Origin of the sequence: Pedobacter cryoconitis, assembly GCF_014207135.1 — a bacterium.
In the GTDB taxonomy this organism is placed as follows: Bacteria; Bacteroidota; Bacteroidia; order Sphingobacteriales; family Sphingobacteriaceae; genus Pedobacter; species Pedobacter cryoconitis_D.
Window position 1 is genome coordinate 252,056 of record NZ_JACHCC010000005.1, and the last position, 22,980, is coordinate 275,035.

The 22,980-nt window shown below is 39.2% G+C and carries 24 protein-coding genes; 13 read left to right on the plus strand and 11 right to left on the minus strand.

Annotated features, from left to right (window positions below; translation table 11 throughout):
* The first annotated feature begins 591 nt into the window (after positions 1 to 591).
* The gene (locus HDF25_RS10810; protein ID WP_184624772.1) at positions 592 to 1,233 is read left to right on the plus strand and encodes a YceH family protein; all 642 of its coding nucleotides are present in this window, start codon (positions 592 to 594) and stop codon (positions 1,231 to 1,233) included.
* Positions 1,234 to 1,236: 3 nt separating this feature from the next.
* Here HDF25_RS10810 and HDF25_RS10815 read toward each other — a convergent pair whose 3' ends face one another.
* Positions 1,237 to 1,602 carry a YybH family protein gene (locus HDF25_RS10815; RefSeq protein ID WP_184624773.1) on the minus strand — a complete coding sequence of 122 codons (366 nt, stop codon included), beginning with the start codon at positions 1,600 to 1,602 and terminating at the stop codon, positions 1,237 to 1,239.
* Positions 1,603 to 1,821: 219 nt separating this feature from the next.
* Here HDF25_RS10815 and HDF25_RS10820 point away from each other — a divergent pair, with 219 nt between their 5' ends.
* The 9 genes from HDF25_RS10820 (at position 1,822) to HDF25_RS10860 (ending at position 11,840) form a co-directional block, all read left to right on the plus strand.
* The gene (locus HDF25_RS10820; protein ID WP_184624774.1) at positions 1,822 to 3,084 is read left to right on the plus strand and encodes a prephenate dehydrogenase; all 1,263 of its coding nucleotides are present in this window, start codon (positions 1,822 to 1,824) and stop codon (positions 3,082 to 3,084) included.
* Between the two features lie 5 nt (positions 3,085 to 3,089).
* Positions 3,090 to 4,298, plus strand: a complete 1,209-nt coding sequence (locus HDF25_RS10825; RefSeq protein ID WP_184624775.1) for a GAF domain-containing sensor histidine kinase — start codon at positions 3,090 to 3,092, stop codon at positions 4,296 to 4,298.
* Between the two features lie 154 nt (positions 4,299 to 4,452).
* Complete coding sequence (locus tag HDF25_RS10830) at positions 4,453 to 5,253, plus strand: methyltransferase, TIGR04325 family (RefSeq protein WP_184624776.1); 801 nt, start codon at positions 4,453 to 4,455, stop codon at positions 5,251 to 5,253.
* Entirely contained in the window at positions 5,246 to 6,274 is a 1,029-nt protein-coding gene (locus tag HDF25_RS10835; protein WP_184624777.1) for a glycosyl transferase, read from the plus strand. Before HDF25_RS10830 ends, HDF25_RS10835 begins: the two co-directional genes overlap by 8 nt.
* Positions 6,275 to 6,365: 91 nt before the next feature.
* On the plus strand, positions 6,366 to 6,791 hold the full coding sequence (locus HDF25_RS10840; RefSeq protein ID WP_260409358.1) for a CHRD domain-containing protein: 426 nt from the start codon (positions 6,366 to 6,368) through the stop codon (positions 6,789 to 6,791).
* 7 nt (positions 6,792 to 6,798) lie between these two features.
* Positions 6,799 to 7,413 carry an RNA polymerase sigma factor gene (locus HDF25_RS10845; RefSeq protein WP_184624779.1) on the plus strand — a complete coding sequence of 205 codons (615 nt, stop codon included), beginning with the start codon at positions 6,799 to 6,801 and terminating at the stop codon, positions 7,411 to 7,413.
* A gap of 10 nt (positions 7,414 to 7,423) precedes the next feature.
* Positions 7,424 to 8,419: a FecR family protein gene (locus HDF25_RS10850; RefSeq protein ID WP_184624780.1), complete on the plus strand. Its 996-nt coding sequence runs from the start codon at positions 7,424 to 7,426 to the stop codon at positions 8,417 to 8,419.
* A gap of 42 nt (positions 8,420 to 8,461) precedes the next feature.
* Entirely contained in the window at positions 8,462 to 11,005 is a 2,544-nt protein-coding gene (locus HDF25_RS10855; RefSeq protein WP_184624781.1) for a TonB-dependent receptor domain-containing protein, read from the plus strand.
* A gap of 1 nt (position 11,006) precedes the next feature.
* Positions 11,007 to 11,840, plus strand: a complete 834-nt coding sequence (locus HDF25_RS10860; protein WP_184624782.1) for a hypothetical protein — start codon at positions 11,007 to 11,009, stop codon at positions 11,838 to 11,840.
* 7 nt (positions 11,841 to 11,847) lie between these two features.
* Here the strand turns inward: HDF25_RS10860 and trxA are convergent, their stop codons facing one another.
* From trxA to HDF25_RS10880, 4 genes are all read right to left on the minus strand, one after another.
* Positions 11,848 to 12,147 (minus strand): thioredoxin, encoded by a 300-nt coding sequence (trxA, locus tag HDF25_RS10865; protein ID WP_184624783.1) that lies wholly within the window; start codon positions 12,145 to 12,147, stop codon positions 11,848 to 11,850.
* 130 nt (positions 12,148 to 12,277) lie between these two features.
* Entirely contained in the window at positions 12,278 to 12,745 is a 468-nt protein-coding gene (locus HDF25_RS10870) for a DinB family protein (RefSeq protein ID WP_184624784.1), read from the minus strand.
* A gap of 10 nt (positions 12,746 to 12,755) precedes the next feature.
* Positions 12,756 to 13,925 (minus strand): MFS transporter, encoded by a 1,170-nt coding sequence (locus tag HDF25_RS10875; protein WP_184624785.1) that lies wholly within the window; start codon positions 13,923 to 13,925, stop codon positions 12,756 to 12,758.
* Positions 13,926 to 13,970: 45 nt separating this feature from the next.
* Positions 13,971 to 14,483 (minus strand): DNA-deoxyinosine glycosylase, encoded by a 513-nt coding sequence (locus tag HDF25_RS10880; RefSeq protein ID WP_184624786.1) that lies wholly within the window; start codon positions 14,481 to 14,483, stop codon positions 13,971 to 13,973.
* A gap of 88 nt (positions 14,484 to 14,571) precedes the next feature.
* Between HDF25_RS10880 and HDF25_RS10885 the strand changes: the two genes are divergently transcribed.
* Complete coding sequence (locus tag HDF25_RS10885) at positions 14,572 to 15,405, plus strand: S1 RNA-binding domain-containing protein (protein WP_184624787.1); 834 nt, start codon at positions 14,572 to 14,574, stop codon at positions 15,403 to 15,405.
* Positions 15,406 to 15,462: 57 nt separating this feature from the next.
* Here the strand turns inward: HDF25_RS10885 and HDF25_RS10890 are convergent, their stop codons facing one another.
* Complete coding sequence (locus HDF25_RS10890) at positions 15,463 to 15,951, minus strand: GNAT family N-acetyltransferase (protein ID WP_184624788.1); 489 nt, start codon at positions 15,949 to 15,951, stop codon at positions 15,463 to 15,465.
* A gap of 129 nt (positions 15,952 to 16,080) precedes the next feature.
* Between HDF25_RS10890 and HDF25_RS10895 the strand changes: the two genes are divergently transcribed.
* Together HDF25_RS10895 and HDF25_RS10900 are read left to right on the plus strand one after the other, a co-directional pair.
* Positions 16,081 to 16,671: a hypothetical protein gene (locus HDF25_RS10895; RefSeq protein ID WP_184624789.1), complete on the plus strand. Its 591-nt coding sequence runs from the start codon at positions 16,081 to 16,083 to the stop codon at positions 16,669 to 16,671.
* The gene (locus HDF25_RS10900; protein ID WP_184624790.1) at positions 16,664 to 17,671 is read left to right on the plus strand and encodes a hypothetical protein; all 1,008 of its coding nucleotides are present in this window, start codon (positions 16,664 to 16,666) and stop codon (positions 17,669 to 17,671) included. Before HDF25_RS10895 ends, HDF25_RS10900 begins: the two co-directional genes overlap by 8 nt.
* Positions 17,672 to 18,591: 920 nt before the next feature.
* Here the strand turns inward: HDF25_RS10900 and HDF25_RS10905 are convergent.
* From HDF25_RS10905 to HDF25_RS10925, 5 genes are all read right to left on the minus strand, one after another.
* Positions 18,592 to 19,368 carry a DUF3050 domain-containing protein gene (locus HDF25_RS10905; protein ID WP_184624791.1) on the minus strand — a complete coding sequence of 259 codons (777 nt, stop codon included), beginning with the start codon at positions 19,366 to 19,368 and terminating at the stop codon, positions 18,592 to 18,594.
* Between the two features lie 102 nt (positions 19,369 to 19,470).
* Positions 19,471 to 20,439 carry an NAD(P)H-quinone oxidoreductase gene (locus HDF25_RS10910; protein WP_184624792.1) on the minus strand — a complete coding sequence of 323 codons (969 nt, stop codon included), beginning with the start codon at positions 20,437 to 20,439 and terminating at the stop codon, positions 19,471 to 19,473.
* Positions 20,427 to 21,188 (minus strand): alpha/beta fold hydrolase, encoded by a 762-nt coding sequence (locus tag HDF25_RS10915; RefSeq protein ID WP_184624793.1) that lies wholly within the window; start codon positions 21,186 to 21,188, stop codon positions 20,427 to 20,429. The genes HDF25_RS10910 and HDF25_RS10915 overlap by 13 nt, the downstream gene beginning before the upstream one ends.
* 144 nt (positions 21,189 to 21,332) lie before the next feature.
* Entirely contained in the window at positions 21,333 to 21,947 is a 615-nt protein-coding gene (locus HDF25_RS10920; protein WP_184624794.1) for an HAD family hydrolase, read from the minus strand.
* Between the two features lie 12 nt (positions 21,948 to 21,959).
* Positions 21,960 to 22,979: a cytochrome d ubiquinol oxidase subunit II gene (locus tag HDF25_RS10925; protein ID WP_184624795.1), complete on the minus strand. Its 1,020-nt coding sequence runs from the start codon at positions 22,977 to 22,979 to the stop codon at positions 21,960 to 21,962.
* Position 22,980: the final 1 nt, after the last annotated feature.

Genomic DNA, 22,980 nt, shown 5'->3' on the forward strand with positions numbered 1-22,980 from the left:
GTTTGAAATAATTATTTTCTTTATTCGTAGGTGATTCATTCAATCGCTAACTATAGTCACACAATAGTGCCAAAATCAAAAATAAAACACAACAAACTTAAAAACAGTTAATTACAAATAAACATAAGAAAACCATTTGGGGAATAACGCTACAATCTGATGAGACAGGTAACAAAAGAAAAATGCTGACATCCATCAGCATTTTTTTTATTAACTACCTATTTATAAGCCTAGACGCTTATTTCTTTCGCAGTTATTTATCTGCATATTTTCAAAAAGGTAATTCTATCAGATAAAAAGATAGAATTCAAATAAAAAACACGAGTAATAATTCAACTAATTGAGCGTCAATTTATTATCCAAGCGTTTAATACTAGTATATAATTCTAAGATAGAATTATTTCCCAATAAAAACCAAATTATGATCGGTTTTTTTTACAAAAAAATTGTTTTAGCAACTTAAATACCCAAAATAAGCTAACAGATAAGGAATATTGTTTTGAAATTAATAACCAGTCCGATTATTACGTACAATTATCTAAAATTTAAATTATTTCTGTATCAAGAATCAAATCTTATATATTTATAGCTATGGAAGATAATCTAACTTTACTACTATTAAGTCCTGCCGAACAACGGGTTATGGGCGTACTTATTGAAAAAAGCAGAACTACACCTGATTATTACCCGATGACTATAGCGGCATTGACAACTGCCTGTAATCAAAAGACCTCCAGAAACCCAATTGTCAATTATGATGAGGAAACTGTAACGCTTACACTGAATTCCTTAAAAATCAAAGGATTGACCAGTACTGCTATGGGCGGAAGCAGCCGGAGCACAAAATATAAACATAATCTGGCTATTGTATATCCCCTGATTCCGGCAGAGTTGGCTGTAATCTGCCTACTGCTTTTACGCGGTCCGTTAACGCCAGGTGAGATTAACAGTAATTCGGCAAGATTATATGAATTTGAAACGATTGAGGAAGTTCAGGAAATCCTTCAGAAGCTATCCGCAGAACACCCTCCTTTTGTCAGACAACTGGATAAAAAACCCGGACAAAAGGAAGCCAGGTATAAACAGCTGTTTGGTGGTGATACACAAGAGGAAGAGTATCAGGAGCCCGAGATACAGCAGCAACCATCTTCAGATCTTGAAAACAGGGTTACTAAACTGGAGCAGGAACTGGAAGAAGTTAAGGAGATGCTCAATCTTTTAATGAACCAATAGAAATCAATCCAGCGAAACAAAAAGTTCAGACTGAGTAAGCCATTTCCCTTTAATTTTACGCCACATCGCCGAATAATTACCTCTGAACTTTTCTGTTTTGTAGTTCCATTTACCCGTTTCCCAGGCTAATACACCACTATCACCTATAGTAATTTCTGAAGGTAACCGTTCAAAAACTGGTGGGTCATTCCTGAACATATCTTTAAATACTTCAAGTAAAACCTTCTTACCGGCATATTGTCCTCCTTCACCAGAAATTACCACTATATCGTCCATCCAATATTGTGCAACGCCGGCTGCATCAGCTTTAAGAATAGCTGCATTTGAATTTTCTCTGGCTTGCTGAATAATTTTAGCTTCGTGATTCATACTTATATATACTGATTTTATGACGATAGATTTTTTATCAGATAAAATGCAAATATACTCCGATGAAATCATCATAAGCATACAACTTACATACTTAATGAATATGCTTATGATAACTTCATCACCGATAAAGAACAATATATAACCCCGATGAAAAATATAATTATAATCATTCCTTTTTAGCTGGATTTTTGGTTATTTGCCGGATATAATAAAGAGATGGACATAGGAATAATTGGATTAGGTGACATGGGGAAACTCTACGCAAAGCATTTTGCCAAAGCAGGGCATAATGTATGCGGAGCAGACCTTCCGGCTTTTCGTGAAAAACTGGAAGAAGAACTATCGCCTTTAGGAATAGAAATACTGATTGATGGAAATGCGGTATCGCGCAGATGCGATGTCATTTTTTATGCTGTTGAAGCAGAAAAAATTGCTGAAGTTGTCGCTTTATATGGCGGGGCAACAAAATACGGAGCTATCGTTGCCGGACAAACATCGGTTAAACACCCAGAAATAGAAGCTTTTGAAAAGTACTTACCAAATGATGTAAACATCATTACCTGCCATTCTCTGCATGGTCCTGGTTTTGATCCCAAAGGGCAAACCCTGATAGTGATTCCACATCGCTGCGATCAGATGGCTTATCAACGAATGACTGATTTACTTGCTGTACTGGGTTCGGACATAGTAGAAATGAAAGATTATCATGAACATGATAAAATTGTAGCTGATACACAAGCTGTAACACATATGGGTTTTGAAAGTATGGGAACAGCATGGGCATCAGCAGGCTTCTTTCCCTGGGAAAATCCCTCTTACCTGGGCGGTATAGACAATGTGAAAATACTCACTATGCTCCGCATTTTCAGTTACAAATCACATATTTATGCGGGGCTGGCAATTATGAATCCTTATGCCCGTCAACAGATCAAACGTTACGCCCAGTCAGAATCCGAGCTTTTCAAATTGATGATTATGGAAAAAGAGGCAGAATTCCGTCAAAGGATCAAAGAAGTCAAAAATTTCCTTTTCCCCGACACGAAACAGTTTCTGCTGCTGGATAACCAGATCATGAAGGAGTTCTCTCTTTCCGGCAGCGGGGCGCCACATACGCCTAATTCTCATTTGAGTTTACTGAGCATGGCCGATGCCTGGTATCACCTGGGAATAAATCCTTACGATAATCTGATCTGTCAGACTCCCCCCTTCCGTTTACGCTTAGGTATCGTTGAATACCTGTTCAGAGACGAAGAATTACTGGAAGAATCTATCCATGCCGCATTGTATGACAAGCAGATCCGGGCTGACGATCTGGAATTTCATTCGGCAGTAAGGGAATGGTCTTCCATTATAGGTTATGGAGATATCAATGGCTATAAACAACATTTTGATCAGACAAAAGACTACTTTAACGACAGATTGGAACAGGGCAGAAAACAAAGCGCTGAAATGATCAACAGATTAAACCGTAATTCTTAAACCAAATGCAGACAAATCCTTCACCTGTACCAGGAAATGAGCTGGAAAGAATACTAAGCCTGGCAGAATTTGATATTGATTACTCTTCTATGGAGAATAATTTCAAAGATCTGGCGCATTTAGCGGCAAAAATTGCTGGTGCTGAAATATCCCTGGTCAATCTGATTGACTCTTTTACACAATGGACCTATTCCAGCTATGGTATTGAAGGTGTTGAGCAAATGCCAAGAGAAGAATCTGTCTGCCAGTATACAATTACTGGAGATGAATATTTTGAAGTCCCCGACCTGTTATCCGACGATCGTTTTAAAGAAAAATCCTATGTTAGCGGCTCTCCTAATCTCCGTTATTATTTCGGCATTCCTTTAACGACTTCTGATGGCTACAATATAGGCTCTCTTTGTGTCCTGGATAAAGACATGAGAAGACAGAGTCCTGAAAAAATTGAACTGCTAAAAATCGTTGCCGACGAAGTGGTGAACAGGTTAAAAGCATTAAAAGCCATAGACGGATTAAAATACAAACTCAACCAGGTCAAAGACACACAGAAAAAAGTGGCACATGATATCCGTGGCCCTATTGCAGGAATTGTTGGTCTGGCTGCAATTATTGCAGAACAGGGAGATAAAAACAATCTGGATGAAGTTTTGGAATTTATCTCCATGATCCACAAAAGCGGCAGGTCTGTACTGGAACTTGCCGATGAAATCCTGACAGAAGGAAAAGAGCTTGGACTGAAGGAAAATGAATTTACGCTCCTCTTATTTAAGGAAAAACTGGAACGTTTATATTTACCTCAGTCAAAGAATAAAAACATCAATTTTCTGGTTAAAGTCAATGAGAAAAACGAGCATATTCCATTTATAAAAAATAAGTTGCTTCAGATCACCGGAAACCTGATCTCCAATGCCATGAAATTTACCCCTCAGAATGGCCATGTTACCGTCACCCTTAACCTGGAAACTGACATCAGTCAGTATAAATTAAAAATAACTGTGGAAGACTCAGGGGTTGGTATGGACAAACATACCATTGATTGTATTATTAACGGAGAAACATCCTCTACCGCTGGTACCGTCGGTGAAAAAGGGTATGGCTTTGGCCTTTCCCTCGTTAAACACCTGGTTCACAGTCTACATGGCAGTTTTGACATCCATTCTGAAATCGGGTCCGGTACAACCTTCGAAGTAACTCTCCTGCAAAATCACGCCTAAAAACAGGTCATAATTAACCCCACCGGATAAAATCCGCTATGTTTTCGCTGAAATCTGCGCGAAAACACAGCGGATTTTTATTTTAAATTTCTTCTGGGACCTTTTGATTAAACGGTTGTCATGTAAATGAGAAATCGATAAATCAAGGTATATCATGTTCAAAATATTTTCATCAAAATCCAGAAAGAACCCTTACGGCTGGTTTGGAAATTATTCTTCCTGGGAGGAAGTCATGTCGGCTGCCGATGGTTATGATTCGGCTGGTATACTGAACAAAACAAGGGACTCTCTTTTGAGGGTTAAAAATGGAAAGGCTGTTTACGAACGTGATTCCGTACTATTCGACAAAATAGAATATCCATTCCCGCTACTGACCTGTCTGTTACGCAGCGCCTCTTTGCTACAAAGACCTATTCATGTACTTGACTTTGGCGGATCACTGGGAAGTACTTACTACCAGGCCAGAAACCTGACAGGCCCAGAGATCTGTTCCAGCTGGAACATTGTAGAACAGGAACACTATGTAACTACCGGTAAAAAACACTTTGAGGATGACTATTTAAAATTCTACAATAGTATAGATGACTGCCTGCAGGATAAAAAAATCGATCTGGTTTTACTTTCCAGTTCCGTACAATACCTGGAGGCCCCACATGCTTTTCTCGAAAAACTCGCAGCCTATAACTTCGACTTTATTGTTTTTGACCGTACTGCTTTCCATCACGGCAAACAAGACAGGTTAACCCTGCAAATTGTACCACCTGAAATATATAAAGCTTCCTATCCTGCCTGGTTTTTCCAGGAAGAAGCTTTTTTAAAACACTACCATCAAACTTACAGGACTATCTGCGAATTCCCTTCCTATGTGGAAGGAGAAGCAGTGCTTTCTGTCGATCATCAGCCAATTGGTTTTAACAAAGGATTTTACTTAGTAAACACATCATTGTATGCTTAAATTCTGCACGCTATTCAACACAACCTATCTTTCCCGCGGACTGGCCATGTACAACTCACTGGAACAGCAATGTGAAAGTTTTCATCTGTATATATTTGCTTTTGATAATCACTGCTTTGACCTGCTTACCAAAATGGCACTGAAGCATGCAAGTATTATCAATTTAACAGCATTTGAAAACGACAGGCTACTGGCCATCAAAGATGGGCGTACCGCCGGAGAATATTGCTGGACCTGTGCCTCTTCGACCATCAAATACTGCATTGATAAATATGCACTGGATCACTGTACTTATATAGATGCAGATTTGTTGTTTTTTAACGATCCAGCCATCCTGCTGAAAGAAATGGGAGAGAAATCAGTATTAATCACTGAACACAGATACACACCTTGTTATGATCAGTCAGCTACAAGTGGATTATATTGTGTCCAGTTTATGACCTTCAAAAACAACCCTGAGGGAATGGAAGTCCTGAACTGGTGGATTGATGCCTGTATAGACTGGTGTTTTAACCGTTTTGAAGATAACAAGTTCGGTGATCAAAAATATCTGGATGACTGGACAACACGTTTTGATTGTATCCATGTACTAAAACATCTTGGCGGTGGTGTTGCCCCCTGGAATGTACAACAATATAATTTTGTGAATACAAGCCGCAGTGTAAAAGGTCAGGAAACAGCTACAGCTAATTCTTTTGATCTGGTATTTTATCATTTCCATGATTTTCAATATATTAAGGGTAATACTTACCGTTTATCCGCGCCTGTCTATAATTTAGACCGGAATGTGGTTAAGTCGATTTACAAGCCTTATACTAAGGCCCTTTCGGCAGCAGAATCACAGATATACGCGGTAAATAAAGAAATATCTTCCCATGAATTATCGGATGATAATACCTGGATAAGAAAAGTAATCGGAAGATCAGTTGTCTTCTTTTTAATGGGATACTATAAAAACTTTTACAGCAAACGTTCTATGGAATATGGCTTCCTGAGTATGAAAAGTTTTAGACTTAATTAAGCTATAATTAGTATTTTAGCCTTCTGTATCAAAGGGAATGAAGGCCAAAAAAACAAGGTTATATACAACTTTAGGGAAATTTTCTGTTTTAATGTTCTTTGCATTATTATCATGCAAAAAAACACCATCAGAAGAAACGAGAATTAACCCGCCCGTAAGAAGTTATATCATAACGGCAAGGATAGATAAAAAAGGAACGAATACAGATTCAGAGGGGACGGGTGTTTTAAAAGGATCTTATGACGAAGGATCAAAAACGCTGACTTATAAACTCGATTTTGAAAATATTCGTCCTACACTAATCACTTTAAGAAGTGGTATTAAAGGATCAGTTGGAGAACTGGTCAGAGAGCTTTACAGAAATAATGGACAATCAGCAGTCACAAGTACCCAGGGCTCTTTCAATCTGACCCCGCTACAGGAACGGAACCTGCTGAAAGGATTATGGTTTGTAGCTATAAGTACAACGTTAGCCTCTCCTGAGATTTCAGGTGTACTAACCTTAAAACAAAAATAATTTACGGATGAGCGAGGAACAAAAATACTCTCTTCCGGATGGAGAACAGGAATTAATAGCTGCGGTAAAAGCGCATGACCGCAAAGCATTTGAGAGACTATATAAACAACATTACAAACAACTGTTTGCACTGGCCTACCGCTATGTTGGTCAGACACCGGTTGCCGAAGAAATTGTACATGATGTGTTTCTGACGATCTGGAAAATGGCCGGTCAGCTGGAGATTCAGTCTTCTGTTAAAAGCTATTTATCCAGGGCGATCATCAACTCATCGCTTAATTATATTAAAAAAGAAAAGATCAAACAGGAGAAGCAGGATGCTTACCTGAAGATCGAAGGCAAAGAAGTTCATGAAACTGAACAGACCGAAGGCAAGGAATCAATGCTGGACAACCTGGAAAAAGCAATGGCTGTTTTGCCACCTAAATGCAGGGAAGTCATGCATTTAAGCCGTTTCACTAAAATGAAACAAAAGGAAATTGCGGAACAGCTGAATATATCTGTTAAAACAGTTAAAAATCACCTGACCTACGGTTTTCTAAAATTGAGAGAGCATCTAAAAAAGCAGCAGCAAACTTTATTAGTCCTGCTGATGGTACTATATAAATATTGGGGCCAGTAAAAAGCATACCATGAAAGCATTTGAAACTAACGAAGAATTTATTCACTCTCTGATCATCGATGACCTCGAGGAATCGATCAGTCCGGCGCATAAAATCCTACTCGAAAAATGGAGATCGGAAAGCGAACTTAATGAAAAGACTTATCAGGAATTTGTCGAAGTCGAGCAGAATATAAATGAGCTTTACAGCCGCCAGCCTTATACAGCCGAGGCTTCATGGGAGATCCTGGATCAGAAAATTGACAGGTTGTCCAGCTCCTGGGAACCGCAGCAAAAAAACAATAACCTTAAAATATGGTATAGTATTGCTGCATCCGTTCTGCTGGTATTTTCTATCGGGTACTATTTTGCCAATAAAACCTCTTATACAGTAGTTAGCAATGAGCAAAATGCAGCCATCAAAAACATCACCCTTCCGGATGGTACACAGATACAGTTAAACGGCGGAGCCGCGATAAAATATGCTGCCGGAAATTTTAAAACGAACAGAAAACTTCAATTACTGAACGGAGAAATCTTCGTTAAAGTTATACATCAGACAAAATATCCGTTCCTGGTTGATCTGGGAGATGTGCGTGCACTCGATCTGGGTACACGTTTCAACATTATCAGACATAACCGGGATATCACCTTAACCGTTGAAGAAGGTAAAGTCGCCCTGCAACAACCTATGGCTTCTAAATCCATATTACTGATGCCCAGTACGACTGGCCGTTATATTTCATCTACCGGTAAACTGACGATGGAGAAGAACACCGATGTGAATTATAAATCATGGGTTAGCAAAGAGTTCACATTTAATGAAACACCACTTAGTGAAGTCGTTAAAGAGCTCAGCAAAGTGTATCAGACAGCTATCACAATTGACGGAAACAAATTAAAATCACGCAAATTAAATGCACATTTACATTATCAGACACCAGATAGCGCCTTAAAAGTTATTACCGCAACTTTACAATGCCAGTTAACTATACGCGAAGGAGGTTTTATTTTAGCTGAAAATTAAAACAGCCTGACCTGAACGGCTCTCTTCCCTGGTAAAAAATGTATGGTGAATAAAATTTTAGCGTTATTCCTTTTTGTCTGTTTATGGCAACCAGGAAAACTCTATGCTCAGAAAAAAACGGTTCTTGACAGGCATGTAGATATTAATCTGGGTGCCGACTCAATGATTAATGTCCTGGCTAAATTGCAGGCCAGTACACATACTAATTTTTCTTTTGACCCTGATCAGCTTAGATCCTATCGTACTCCGGCGCTGCATTTTGTACATGCACCCTTAACAGTAGTACTGCATAAAATTTTCAAGGGAACCCCCTTAAGCTTCTCGCTGGTTGGAAATGATATTGTGATTACCAGAACCAAACCCCAGGTATGGACTATCCACGGTCATATACGCGACCGCTCTGATGGAGAAGAACTGGTAGGGGCTACTGTGTATATCCCAAAACTCAAAGTTGGTGTTATCACTAACCAATACGGTTTTTATTCGCTCAGTGTACCCGAAGGGACTTACGATATACTGATTTCGACGCTGGGTTATGAAACCCAGCAGAAATCAATTGTTTTAAATCATGATTTTGAGCTGGAAAGTGAACTTACCGAACAGAGTAAGCTATTACAGGAGATAGAAATCAAACAAACAGTTACGCCAAATCCGCTGCTGCAAAATGAGCAAAACTTCAGTCCAAAGGCATTAGACCTGAAAGCCTACTATGCAGGAGAAATGGATGTGGTCAAAGCTTTACAAATGCAAAACGGGATCAAAGCTATTTCTGAGGGCAGTTCAGGCTTATTTATCAGAGGTGGTAATTCTGATCAGAACCTGATTTTACTGGATGAAGCGGTAGTCTATAATCCTTCCCATCTGTATGGACTGGTTTCCGTTTTCAACCCCGATGCCATTAACAATCTGCAAGTCTATAAAGATTATATCCCAGCTAATTTTGGCGGCAGGCTTTCTTCGGTTATCGTAAACCGAATGGCAGAGGGGAATAATAAAGAGTTCCATGTGAACGGAGGAATTAACCTTATGTCTGCCCGGATTGCTGCCGAAGGGCCCATTGTAAAAGATAAGGGCTCCTTTATCGTTGCTTTCAGAAGAAGTTTACTGGATGTCTTCAGGAATAAGTTCAAACTGTTCAACCCTAACTCCGTTTATTACGATCTGAATGCGAAGGCGAACTATAGGCTCAATAAAAACAACAGTGTTTATTTTTCTGTCTATGCAGGAAAAGACCGGCTGCTATCTGAGAACTCTTTCCGAAATGACTGGGGCAATATTACCTCTACCCTCCGCTGGAACCATATTTTCAGTTCAAGATTATTCCTGAACATTTCTGCTATTTATAGTAATTACAGCAACCTGCTGGATCTGAATGCAGATACACTCTCACAGAAAAGTCAATGGAGTACAGGGGTAAAAGATTTCACCTTAAAGGCCGATTATACATTTTACAAAAGCCCCACTAACCTGATCAAATTTGGCCTGTCCAGTACTTATCATCAGTTTATCCCCGGACAAACAAAAAACAAAGAGGTCAACCAATTTAATATTGCCCGGGCACAATCAGTAGAATCGGCAATTTATTACAACCAGGAAATCTCGTTTGGCAAATCTTTCACATTGAATTATGGACTCCGTCTGGGCATGTTCCGGAATGCAGAAGAACGTCTCGATGTCTTTGATCCCCAGGGCAACAGGCTAAATCAGTATGATTACAAAACATTTATTAATCCCGAACCCAGGATTAACCTGAGTTACTTACTCAATAATCAAAACCGGATTTATATTACTTATAACCGGAATTATCAATATTTACAGCTGGTTCAGAACAGTACACTGGCATTTTCTTCCCTGGAGCCCTGGATACCGGCCTCTGCAACGATTGCCCCTCAATATGCCGACTTCTTTTCTGCTGGTTACCGTTATTCTACTGAAGGCTATTTATTTTCAACCAGTGCCTATTATAAAAAGATGTCTAACCAGCTGGATCTGGTTGGACATGCCCAGATTATTCAGAATCCGGACATCAGAAGCCAGCTCAAAGCCGGTAAATCAGATGCTTATGGTTTTGAAGCTGAGATCAGTAAAACGACAGGTAAATTCACAGGTAGTTTAGCCTATACTTATTCCAGGGCATTCCGTACCATCCAGGACATCAATAGTGGCAATAGATTTGCGGCGAATTATGATATCCCTCATGAAATGAAACTGACAGCAACCTATGTTTTCAATAAACAGTTTTCTGTCCAATCCTTTTTCACCTATTCTACTGGCAGACCTTTAACACTTCCGGTGGGATATTATCAGCATGATGGGATTAATGTACCTATCTTTGAGGGAAGAAATACCTCCAGATTCCCGGATTTCAGCAGACTGGATATTTCGGCACAATATAATTTTGAATCTGCTATATCCAGAAAAAGAGCCCTGGCAAGTACTGTTTCCGTAGGAATATATAATTTATATAATAGAAAAAACCCTTTGTATTACAATTTAACTCCAAGTGCTTCGAATACCACTCAGAAAAGCTCTTTAGAGTATGCTTTTGGTTTTTTCCCATGGATCGCTTACAGTTTTAAGTTTTAATATGAAAAGGCTACATTATCTGTTACTCCTAATTCCGGGTCTGCTGGCTTCCTGTAAAAAGGATGCGGGTAAAGTCTTGTTTAATAAACCAAATAAACAATATGATCTGGCCGTAGAAGGCGGGATCAATACTTTAATACGCACCCAGTATATTAAACTGACTAAACCAGCACTGACACCAGATGCCTCACCTACACCTATTTCCAAAGCCGAAGTAATTGTAAATGACAGCAAAGAAGACATCGTGTTTAAAGAGACATCTACAGCCGGAGTCTATTCAGCCACGAATAATAACAGTCCGAATTACAACAAGGCATACAAGCTAACCATTCATTTTAATAAACAAACCTATACTGCCGTAGATACTTTAAGACAGGTCGTGAATATCGTAGATGATTTTTTGCCGCTTAAGGTTAAGAAAAATGAAAACGGGACTTATGACGGAACAATTCCAAAACATACGTTCGGCTACCTGAACCCTAATAAATGGTGGATTAATTATACTGGGGTACCAGCCTGGAACCCTGCTAAATTTGACCAGATGCAGTATTATAATTACACGCACTTCTTAGGTTCCCCGAATTCTTTATATCCGTTAAATAACCTGAAACGCACCTTCAATTTAATGAGTGAAGATCAGATCTTCATTTATAAATTCTCTCTTTCCAAAGAGTATGCAAAATATCTGTACGGTGTTTTCCTGGAAACTGACTGGAATGGTCTTTTCTCTAATGTACCAGTCAATGTGAATGGTAATATATCAGGAAATGCACAGGGCTATTTTTTCGTTACCGATATTGATTTACGGAAATATAAGGTTAAGGAATTAATCTGATCGTTTTTTATAACAGATGACCTTCTATAATTTCCCGTAACTGACCTGCAGGTATTACGCCGGACTGTCTCCATTTGATCTCGCCATTTCTGAAAAGGATCAACGTGGGTACACCCTGAATCTGATATTGATTTGAAACTGCAGGATTCTTGTCTACGTCAACTTTTAAAATGGTTGCGCGATCACCTATCATCCCTTTGAGCTGCTGCAGGATTGGTGCCATCATTTTACAGGGGCCACACCATTCAGCTGAAAAATCCACGAGGACTGGTTTATCTGATTTAATAATATCTGAGAAGTTTGACATAAACTATGATTTGTAATATAACAATCTACAAAAAAAGAAGCGGGGATCCAACTTTCGCCGTATCCCCGCCATCTAAATTAACGCTCTCGGATATATAGACGCTTATATTTTGATATTATTATATATTTTATCAAATATTTTTTGATATCACCCTTTTTAAGGCCATGATATATCCAAAATGCAACCCTTCATGAAAAGAAAGAAAAGCTGCCGCATCTTCAATACTATTTAAATCAACGCCATACCGGGTAGTCCATCCTTTATAGTTCCCAAATATCTGATTCTGATAGTCTGTTTTAAACTGGTCCAGGGTAGAAATCATCAGCGCCTTGATATGGGCTATCCCCTCTTCTGTGACTGTACCATTTGGTTTGGTACCGCCAGTATAAGCCAGATAGTAATCTTGATCGACTACGGTCTCCAAACCGGCCCTTAGATAAGAGATTCCTTGCTGGGCAGCCACAAGATGTGCCATATTCCAGATAATGTTATTATTGAACCCTTCCGGTATTTCATTCAGTTCGGCAACTGATAACCCATTGATACTTTCAATAAAGGCTACTCTTACTTGTTTGACGTTATCAATTAACTTGTCCATATCATAATATTTAAGCTTTTTCAGGTGTTGTTGTCAGGCTACGCTGATGTCTGAAGAAAAGTTGCGAAACAGGGATCAGCATTAAACCGCTTAACCCAAAAATAATAAATGCAACCCTCAGCCCAAAAGCATGTGCCAGGTAACCGATAATCGGAGGTCCAAGCAACATCCCGGTAATGGCATAAGTTGCAATAATAGAGATTGCCATTCCTGGTGAATATTTACCTGAAGCCCCTGCCAGCGCATAAGACATTGGAACAACTGCCGCTGTACCAAAGCCAACCAGTGAGAAACCGATCATGGCTGTCCAGAACTGAGGAACCAGAATGGCCAGTGAAATTCCCAGAATGATAAAGGATGCGCTCATCAGGTAGGTAGCAGGCATGCCTATCCTGGCAATAATCAAATCCGAAAGGAATCTGGACATGGCCATAAAGGTCATAAAGATCAGGTACCCGTAAGTAAAAATCTTCACGTGCAGTACTTCCTGAAAATAGATTCCGCTCCAGTCAAACATGCCGCCTTCACAAATCGCCGCAAAAAAGACAACTATTCCCAGATACAAGATATAGGGATCTGGTTTACCTACAATAATTTTATTTCCACTTTCCGAGCGGTCGCCTTTTAACAGGAACTGATAGGAATAGCAGGTAATCAGCAGCGTAATCACAGCTACACTAAGCAAATGCATCTGGAGGGAAACATTATAGGTCAGCAGCAGCGTTGAAAATGCTACCCCAGCAATACCTCCGGTACTCCAGAAACCATGAAAAGAACCGATAATCTTCTGACTGAATTGTTTTTGGAGGGTGATAGCCTGTGTGTTTACTGAAATATTAAAAATACGGGTTGTAAAAGCAAACAGTACAACAGCAGCAACTAAACTATAGGTATGTTGAGTAAATCCGATCATGGCCAGCGCAATGGCATTTAGCCCATAACCAACAGCCAGTGGTACACGGCTGTGATACTTTGAGACCAGCCAGCCTGAAATTGGCAGACCAATTAAAGAACCTATCGGCATGGCGAGCAGAATGGTACCTAATTCTGCTTCATTAAAACCAAAGGCCATTTTGATAGTTGGAATTCTTGATGCCCAGGTAGCAAAACTAAATCCTGACATAAAGAAAAAGGTACTTAAAAATATTCTGTGCTTGTTTTTACTGATTGGATCCTTCATTTATACAGCAAATATAAGCATCAGATTACATTGATTCTGTCTTCTTTATAATTTGACATAAGCCAATAATTGTTTCCATTGTTCCAGTTTCTGTTCAAAAGTTCTGGCGGCATTGGCCCGGCTTGGAGAGGGTAATAAATGATAATTCTTAGCTTCACTTTTTTTAATATACCGGAGATAAAACTGTTCCGCCCTTCTGCTGTCAAAGAATACTTCTGTAATAGACGGATATTGTTTATAAAAAGCCGGAAAATCATTCACCACCTCATTTTTGATATTACTATCCAGACTTCCTTCACAGGTACAAGACTCCAGGACATCCCACAAAGCAATCCCATGGGATAGCAGAAATCTCTTCCGGGCTTCATAATCAGGATCGACAGGCAGTTCAAAAAGAGCATATATTAATTTCCAGAAATGGTTTCCGGCATGTCCATAGTATTGTTGCAGACTTAAAGAGCGGTCACCCGGCATAGTACCTAATAACAGGATTTTACATTGCCGATCTATAATGGGCGGAAAGGCAGTCTTAACAGGGCTTTTGATTAATTTATCCATTCTGACAGAATAACAACCGGACGCGAAAGATGTTCTCATAATCTTAGCGATATTGCTACCTTTGCAGATTGAATATTAAGAAATACCAATGATACAGATAGGACAATACAACGAGTTGAGAATTATAAACAAGACAGAAGCAGGACTGATACTGTCTGATGGCGATAAGGAAGCGCTACTTCCTTACAATCACGTCCCTGCTGGTGCAGAACTTGGAGATAATATCAACGTTTTTGTTTACATGCATAAGGATGGAAAACTACATGCAACTACGCAGAAACCTCTGGCTTGTGTAGGCGATTTTGCCTACCTGACCGTTGTTGAAGATGGGGAGAATGGGGTTTTCATGGATATTGGCATTGACAAAGACGTGTATGTACCTGAAAAGGAGCAAAAACGCCCGATGTTTAAGGGTGATAAACACGTAGTTTACGTTTTCCTTGATGATAGTAATGACCGTATGGTTGCTTCTTCCAGATTAACTAACTATGTGGAAGAAGAAGAAATTAATTTTGAAGAGGGTGATGAAGTGAGTCTGCTGATTGCTGACCGCAGTGACCTGGGATATAATGCAATTATTGATAACAAGTATATTGGTTTATTATATCAGAATGAATTATTTGATCAGCTGAACCCTGGTGAGATCAGAAAAGGATGGATCAAAAAAGTAAGGGTAGAAGGTAAAATAGACCTGAGCTTACAACCGATGGGTTACGGTCATATCCTGGATATGAAAGAAGTGCTGATCAAAATGCTGGAAGAAAACCAGGGTGTTATCCACCTGGGTGATAAAAGTACACCAGAAGCTATTTATGAGCAGTTGAAAGTCAGCAAAAAAGCATTCAAGAAAACAACCGGAGCACTTTATAAAGAACGTTTGATTACAATTGGTGATCATGAAATCAGACTATTATCTGAATAAGATGCTAAAAGGCACTAAGTAGAAAAACTGCTCAGTGCCTTTTGTTTTTTAACAGCCCTATACTCCGATCTTATGTAGCATCCAGATTGTACAGGAATAATGCCCTGTATTCCCCACTGGTTTGTCCAGCAGTTCAAAACCAAGTTTCTTATAGGCAGAAACAGCCGCAGCTAATTCCGGCATAGATTCCAGATATATATTTTTATATCCCAGCTCCCCGGCCAAAGCCATACATTTTTGCATGAGCATCTTCCCCAGCCCTTTACCCCGATGTTCGGGTACCAGATACATTTTCACCAGCTCCACTGTATCTGCCGGTAATCCTTCTGAAGGATAGACCCCGGCCCCACCCAAAATCTGACCACCCTCAGTGGCTACAAAATATTTGCTTCCCGCAACACGGAATGATTCATACAGATGGTTGGTACTGTCATCAAAATAAGCTGTACCCGGGATATTAAGACCAAATTCTTCTAAACTTGTTTTAATAATTACTGCCATTGCAGCGTTATCCTCCGGCTGAATTTCTCTAATTGTTATACCCATTTATATTTTACTGTTTAAGCGAATTTAAAAATAAAAATTATTCATAAAAACAATCCCTATCGAATAGTGTTATATATTATCAAAATAGAATTTAATTCATCATTATAGAATACATATTATTAATAATTAATGAAATATTGCGTTCTCTTACTCTTTCTACTCTGCTCAGAAAATATACTCGCTCAATCTGCTACCTATAAACTAATTAATAAGGCAGCTGGCACAACGGGCAATATTTCAATCCGGAGAACCGATGATGAGCTAGACGTAAATATTATCGCTAACTGGAATAACAAAGCTGGTACTTATGGTGATTTTACAGGAAAAGGAATTCTGGTTGATAACAAATGTATCCTTAAAAAGGAAAAGGGCTCACAGTTGTGTAAAGTGTCTCTGACTTTTAAAGAAGATTCTTTGCTGGTCGATTTCCAGGATTGTACAAACTATCAGCTCCCTGATAATTTTTCTGGTGGTTATGCTAAAATAGCGGACAACATAACTGGTGAATATATAGTTGCTGCTGACATCTGTTATTTCTATAGCAAACCAGACGAAAAATCAAGGAAAAGAGCTTTTGCCTATCCACCCGAGATCTTGAATATTGAAGAAATTTTTGAAGGCAACTGGGGCTTCGCCACCTTTATGTCTAATGGAAAACAGCTTTTTGGCTATGTAAAATTAACAGATCTAAAATTTAAAAGAACCTACCTCTATGACTAAAACTAAATGGACCACAACATCAGACCAGATTACGATCCTGCCGAAATCACATTATACCCTGTATGGACTAATCGCATTTGCCGCATTTTTGGCATTGGGATATTTCACCAAAAATGAATTAATGGGAAGTACAAGAACGCTGATCAGTTACATCATTGTTTTCGGCTCTGTTCCGGCAATTTATTTTGCACTGACCAGGAATACGATCATCTTTAATCGGATTACGCAGTTGATGACGGTTAAATTATTTGGTATCATTCCCCTGAAGAATATTCCGTTTAGTAACATAGCTGCTATTGAGCCTGTTTATATTAACGGTGGCGCATTCGAGTTTAAAGTTTTTCTGAAAAGTAACAGACATGGTAAAGGAATCAGCCTGACTAAACAATACGGTAAAGAAAGCGACGAAAATGCAACAGCTTTTATCCATGAGGTTATCGAACCGGTAGAACAATGGCTGGGGATAACCGCACCAGCTGCTGACACGCTTGTTTCAGCTATTCCGGAATCACAATTCAGCAGACCAGTTGTAACTTCTTTTGAGAACTATAAGATAGACAATGGTATTTATACCATCAGTCAGCAAAAGATCGGGGGCGTAGTTTTAGCCGGCCTGGTCATTGCAGGGGGCGTATTTTACTGGGTATCACAAGGCGCAAATGCGGGTTTATTTGTGCCTTTATTTTTGATCGGTCTGGGTTTGTATTTACTCAGTGTCGTCTTAAAAAAAGTTGATCTTGATACCAATACTAAGATGATCACAGTAACCACAGCTGGTGGCCTGCGCAAAAAAGATTATGCCTTTCACCATTTTGCAGGCTTCAGTATTGTTCGTAATACAACAAATTTTGCACATACTGGCACAGTCGTCAGTTTACAAATGAGTGTTGGCAATTCGGATAAGATAACGCTGGTTCCACTGAAGGCGTTTACCCAAACCAATAAAATCGAAGATTTTCTGAACGAGACTTCGACCATTTTAGGTAAGGAGACCGCTTGATAAATAAGTGTCTATTATTTTTCGGACACTCATTTATTTCTTCATGATGTATTTAAGATTATCAAACACATTATAGAACCATACTCCATCTAGGGATGGTTCTATAACTTTACAATAACTTCTTGTCCTTCCTTTATTTTACCAGCCCCCTGAGCTGGTAAAATAAAGGAAGGACAAGAACCTTGTCTTGCTTAGGAACAATCGTAAACACCTGTTCTCCACTAGAAACGAACTGGTTTTCAGCATAAAACTTCAGAAATTGAACTTTCCTACTAAATGGGCCCCTAAAAACGTATTTTTGATCCCATGTTTTAATATTATCGGTTAAATCATTATAACTTGACGTCAATAATAAAGACACTTACCACAATAGCAATATTTGCTACTAACACAATATTTATAAAATTATATGAATATAAACAAGCTCACTAAATATGTTTAAGAATCTGGTTACAACACTATATAAAGTGATGTATAATAAAAGGATTAAACAATCAAATGATCCAAAAATATTTGGTTGTTTAACCTCTTCTCTATTTTTGTTTGCGTTCTTTTTAAACATTATAACTACTTATGAGATTATTTCTCGAACCCGTGTAGTAATATATTATGGAAAAATAAGCAGCTTTATTATTTTCGGCACATTTTCATTTTTCATGTATTTGTTATTGTTTAGAGTCTTTAATGTAGATCAGGATGACATAGGTACAAGTGGTTACGAAATAGAAAAAACAACTACGAGAAAAGTATGGATGATCTATATAATCAATACCAGTCTATTGTTCATTTTACCACTACTCAGAAAATTCATTTTCAAGGTTTAATATAATTTCAAAAAATGAGCCCTCAAGTTAATCATATAAAAGGGTGTATATCATATATGATATACACCCTTTTATATGATTAACTTTATGATAAAACTATTTAGATCCGGTTAGTTCATTGTATACACCATTCCAGAGATTTATTCTCTGTTTCAGCGAGGCTATAGTTACCTCTTCTGCGGCTTTCCAGTAAGCTTCATTGTCTCCGCAAAGTTCTGCAGTCATATCCAGTGCTAAATGACTGTGATGGTCTCCGTCTACTTCGATATGACGTTCCAGGTAGTATTTGATTAATGACAACTGATCCGGGAATTTTTTGTTCAGATCTCCTACGATAGAGATAAACATATTCGGGATCAGGTCTTCTCTTCCAAAAGTAAAGGCTGCTGACTGCAAATGAGATTGCTGGCCATTGATTACTTCAAAAGTGAAATCCATAAATTCACGTGCTTCAGCCGGAACCCCTGCTACCGCGGAAGCTTCGGTCAGAGATTTTGTTTCTTTTAAAGTGCTAATAAATTTATCGATTACTGTCGTATCTGCACCACACTGTGCCATAGCTTCCAGATACATTTCATAATGGCTCTTGCGAACACCCGAACCATCTACATCAGATTCTTCACCGGCAACAATTTCGTTGATCAGGTACCTGGTATTGGCATTCCCAACAGGAAACCAGGGTGTAGTGGTACAGGTTAGTCCAATTTGTAAGGATTTCAACAATGACATAAAATCCCATACAGCATAAACATGATATTGCATGAATACCTTCAGGTCATCCAGACTATTAATTACTGAATATACCTTGTGATTAATAATTTCCTGTCGGAGGGGTTCAATTACCTGCTGTATTTTGGTGATGTGCTGATTCATTAAGATTTGTATTTATAATCCGGGCGCAAATGTATCAGTTAATCAACCGTTTTGATAACAACAGCTCATAATATTACTTTTCAAAGAAAAATCTGATTGGGGCTACCCTACTTTCAGGATGATTTTGCCAATATGTGTACTGCTTTCCATCAAACGTTGTGCATCTGCAGCCTGCGCCAAGGGGAATACTTTGTAGATAATTGGTTTGATCTCTCCTTTTGCAATCAGCGGCCAGATCGTCTGTTCAATTTCCTGTGCCAGGATAGCTTTAAAATCATCGGTTCTGGGCTTCAGCATACTCCCCGTAATCACTACCCTTTTAGTCATCAGCTGCAAAATATCAATTTCTGATTTTGATCCGTTCATCGCATTAATGAAAGAGATACGTCCATCCTGATTCAGGATATCAATATTTTTAAGGGTATTCTCTCCCCCGGTCATATCTAAAATCACATCTATCCCAATAGATTTTAGCACAGCTACAAAATCTTCGGTTTTATAATTAATCGCCAATGTAGCACCAAGCTTTTCACAAAACCTGCATTTTTCATCGCTACCAGCTGTTGCATAGGCCTTACCACCCATTGCGACAATCATTTGTATAGCCATTACGCCTATTCCACTGGTTCCACCGTGAATCAGAAAATTCTCACCAGCTTTAAAACCAGCCGTTTTAAATACATTGTACCAGATTGTAAAGATAGTCTCCGGTAAAGCTGCTGCCTCTTCAAAAGAAAAACCTTCGGGAACAGGAAGACATAAACGTTCATCCACTGCCTTGTACCCGGCATATCCGCCTCCTGCAATTAACGCACAGACAGCATCACCGGTTTTCCAGCGTTTAACATCAGGACCGACAGCTTCAACTAAACCCGATATCTCCAGTCCGGGAATCTCTTTTTCAGTTGTTTTTCCATACAGATTACTGCTTCTCGAAATTACATCGCTCCGGTTCAATCCGGCAGCACTTATTTTGATAAGCACTTCGTTCCCCTGAGGTACCGGCGTTGCCACATTTTCTAATTGAAGAACTTCAGGGCCACCTTTCGCCGTAATTACTATAGCATCCATAAACCGTATTGTTTTAAAAATTGATTCCTTCTTAACCCGCGCAACGCTTTAAAGATTTCCTGATGCGAGGAAACATCATAATGATGATCTCCAGGCACAATCTTCAGGGTAAAATTCTTTTTCTCCAGTTTCTGCATCGGTTTAGGATCTTCTTTTTCGCCATAGAAACAAAAAACAGGAACTTTTACCGCTTCAATCTCTGGCTGTACTTTAAATTCACGGTCATCACCTGCAATATTCAGCAAGTCGGAAGTATGAACTTTAAATGCTGAGGTTGAGTAAGGAGACATCAGTTCCAGCGCCACCACATTATTTTTCATCGCCTCAGGCAGGCGGTTGTAAATAAAAGGGACTACGTCGGCACCAAAAGAATAACCAACCAGATAAATGAGTTTGGTTTTATATAAGGCAGAATACTTGTAAATCAATTGAGCAATATCATCAGCGGTTTGCTGAGGTGTTCTGCTACTCCAAAAATAGCTCCTTGAATTAAATCCTATCGTATGAAACCCCTTTTCTGCGAAACCAGTAGATAACTGATCTTCAAAGTCCAGCCAGCCTCCATCGCCCGAGAGTAAAATAAGTAATCTTTTTGAATTAGGGTTTGCACTTGGATAGTTAATTACCGGGAGATTAAAATCATCTGTTTCAATTCCATGGTGATTGGTCGCTCTGGTCTTCATCAGCAAACCACAGCCAGAAAGCGTAAAAACATAGACAAGACAGAAAGCGCGTAACCAATACTTCATTATAAATTAAAATAGATGTTAATTTGGTTTTATGCACAATCTATGCCATTTCGGCCCGATTTCGCTAATACATAAGCGTTATGCATAATAAAAACCGTATTTATGACAATCAGAATCGATTTAAGTTTAATGGTTTCTTTAAAATTAACCAAATTTAAGCTGATCAATTCTTACCCAGTGCATTCCTGCGGCTTCGGCAGCTTGCACCCCTGGGTTTCCATCTTCAAAAACAAGACATTTCTGCGGATTTACCCCCAATAACTCTGCTGCTTTTAAAAAAGGATCGGCAAAAGGCTTGCCTTTTGGTGTTTCTCCGGCACAGACCAGGACTTCTACATATTTACTGACTCCTATAACCTCGAGTGTACGCTGCACTGCCCGGCGATCCCCGCCAGAAACTACAGCTATCCTGACTCTTCCGGCATTCACTTTCAGATGTTCCGTTACATAAATAATCGGCTGGGCTTTACCGATATAATGTTCAAAGTAAAGTTCTGCCTTTCTTGCCGTAAATTCTTCAGGATCCATCTCCGACTGATAACGGCGGTTGAGTTCTTCTACTACATTGAGGATAGGCCACCCGGCCAGTTCATCTATAATTGCCGGATCCATATCTACACCATACTGTTTCGCTATCTCAACATAGGTCTCCGTATGTGCCGGCATATTGTCCGCCAGCGTACCATCACAGTCGTATAAAAATGCCTCGTAATCTCCTGCAGTCAGCTGACTGAGTCTTGAAAAATTGGTCTCTTCCATAAAAAATATGCACTAATGTACTCCTTTACTTCCCTTCTTCTGCTGAAAACTATAAATCAGGTAAACCAATGCCGGGAGTATAAAAATACTGCCGATCAGCAAGGCATAACCTAAAGTTTCCATGGTTTTAAATTGCCCCTGGTGGGTAAGTAAAGAAAGGTTATCTCCTCCTTTTAATAAAATTATATCCGGAAAATGACTGTATGTGGCGGCAAAAAGGATCATCGTTACCTGAAAACCCGCCAGTAAACGTAACATAACTGGTTTATTCCTGTTCAGGAGTACAAATGTGATAACCAGTGAAATGGTAGCCAGGATAATTCCTATAATTCCGGGAACATCACTAAAGATCCAGTGTAAGAGAGGAATTCCTTCAGCATGAGCTGCCAGGAACACTAATCCGCCCGCAGCCATAACGATAAAGATGGTCCGTCTTGCTTTTCTGGTAAACAACTGTCTGTCAGATTCATTTTCTGCTTCTCCGATAATAAATATGGTGGCCAGGTAAGCACAGATCGTCACGGTAAACAAACCGACGCTTAAAGAGAACCAACTTAACCAGCTTAGGATATAGGCAGAAACAAAGCTCTGAGCTTGCAGATCTATCTGGCCTGAAACCGCACTTGCTGCAATAATACCCAGGAAAAATGGGGTAATAACGCTCGAAATGACGAATATAGGCGTATATACTTTTTGCATATCGTCCTTCACTGCATCGTAGTTCCTGAAAACGAAAGCCGTACCCCGGGCAATAATCCCCATGAGCATGCAAACCAGAGGGATGTGCAGATAAATAGAAACAGTAGTATATATTTTAGGAAAACCGACAAAAAGAATAACAATCACAATAATCAGCCACATATGGTTTGCTTCCCATACCGGCCCGATTGCCTCATACATCTTTTTTCTCATCCGGGGACGGTTAGCCCTGGAAGTAAACAATTCTATAATTCCGGCACCAAAATCAGCTCCTCCCAACAGGATATATAACAGAATGGCAGTCCACAGGAAAATTATTACGACGTATACCATA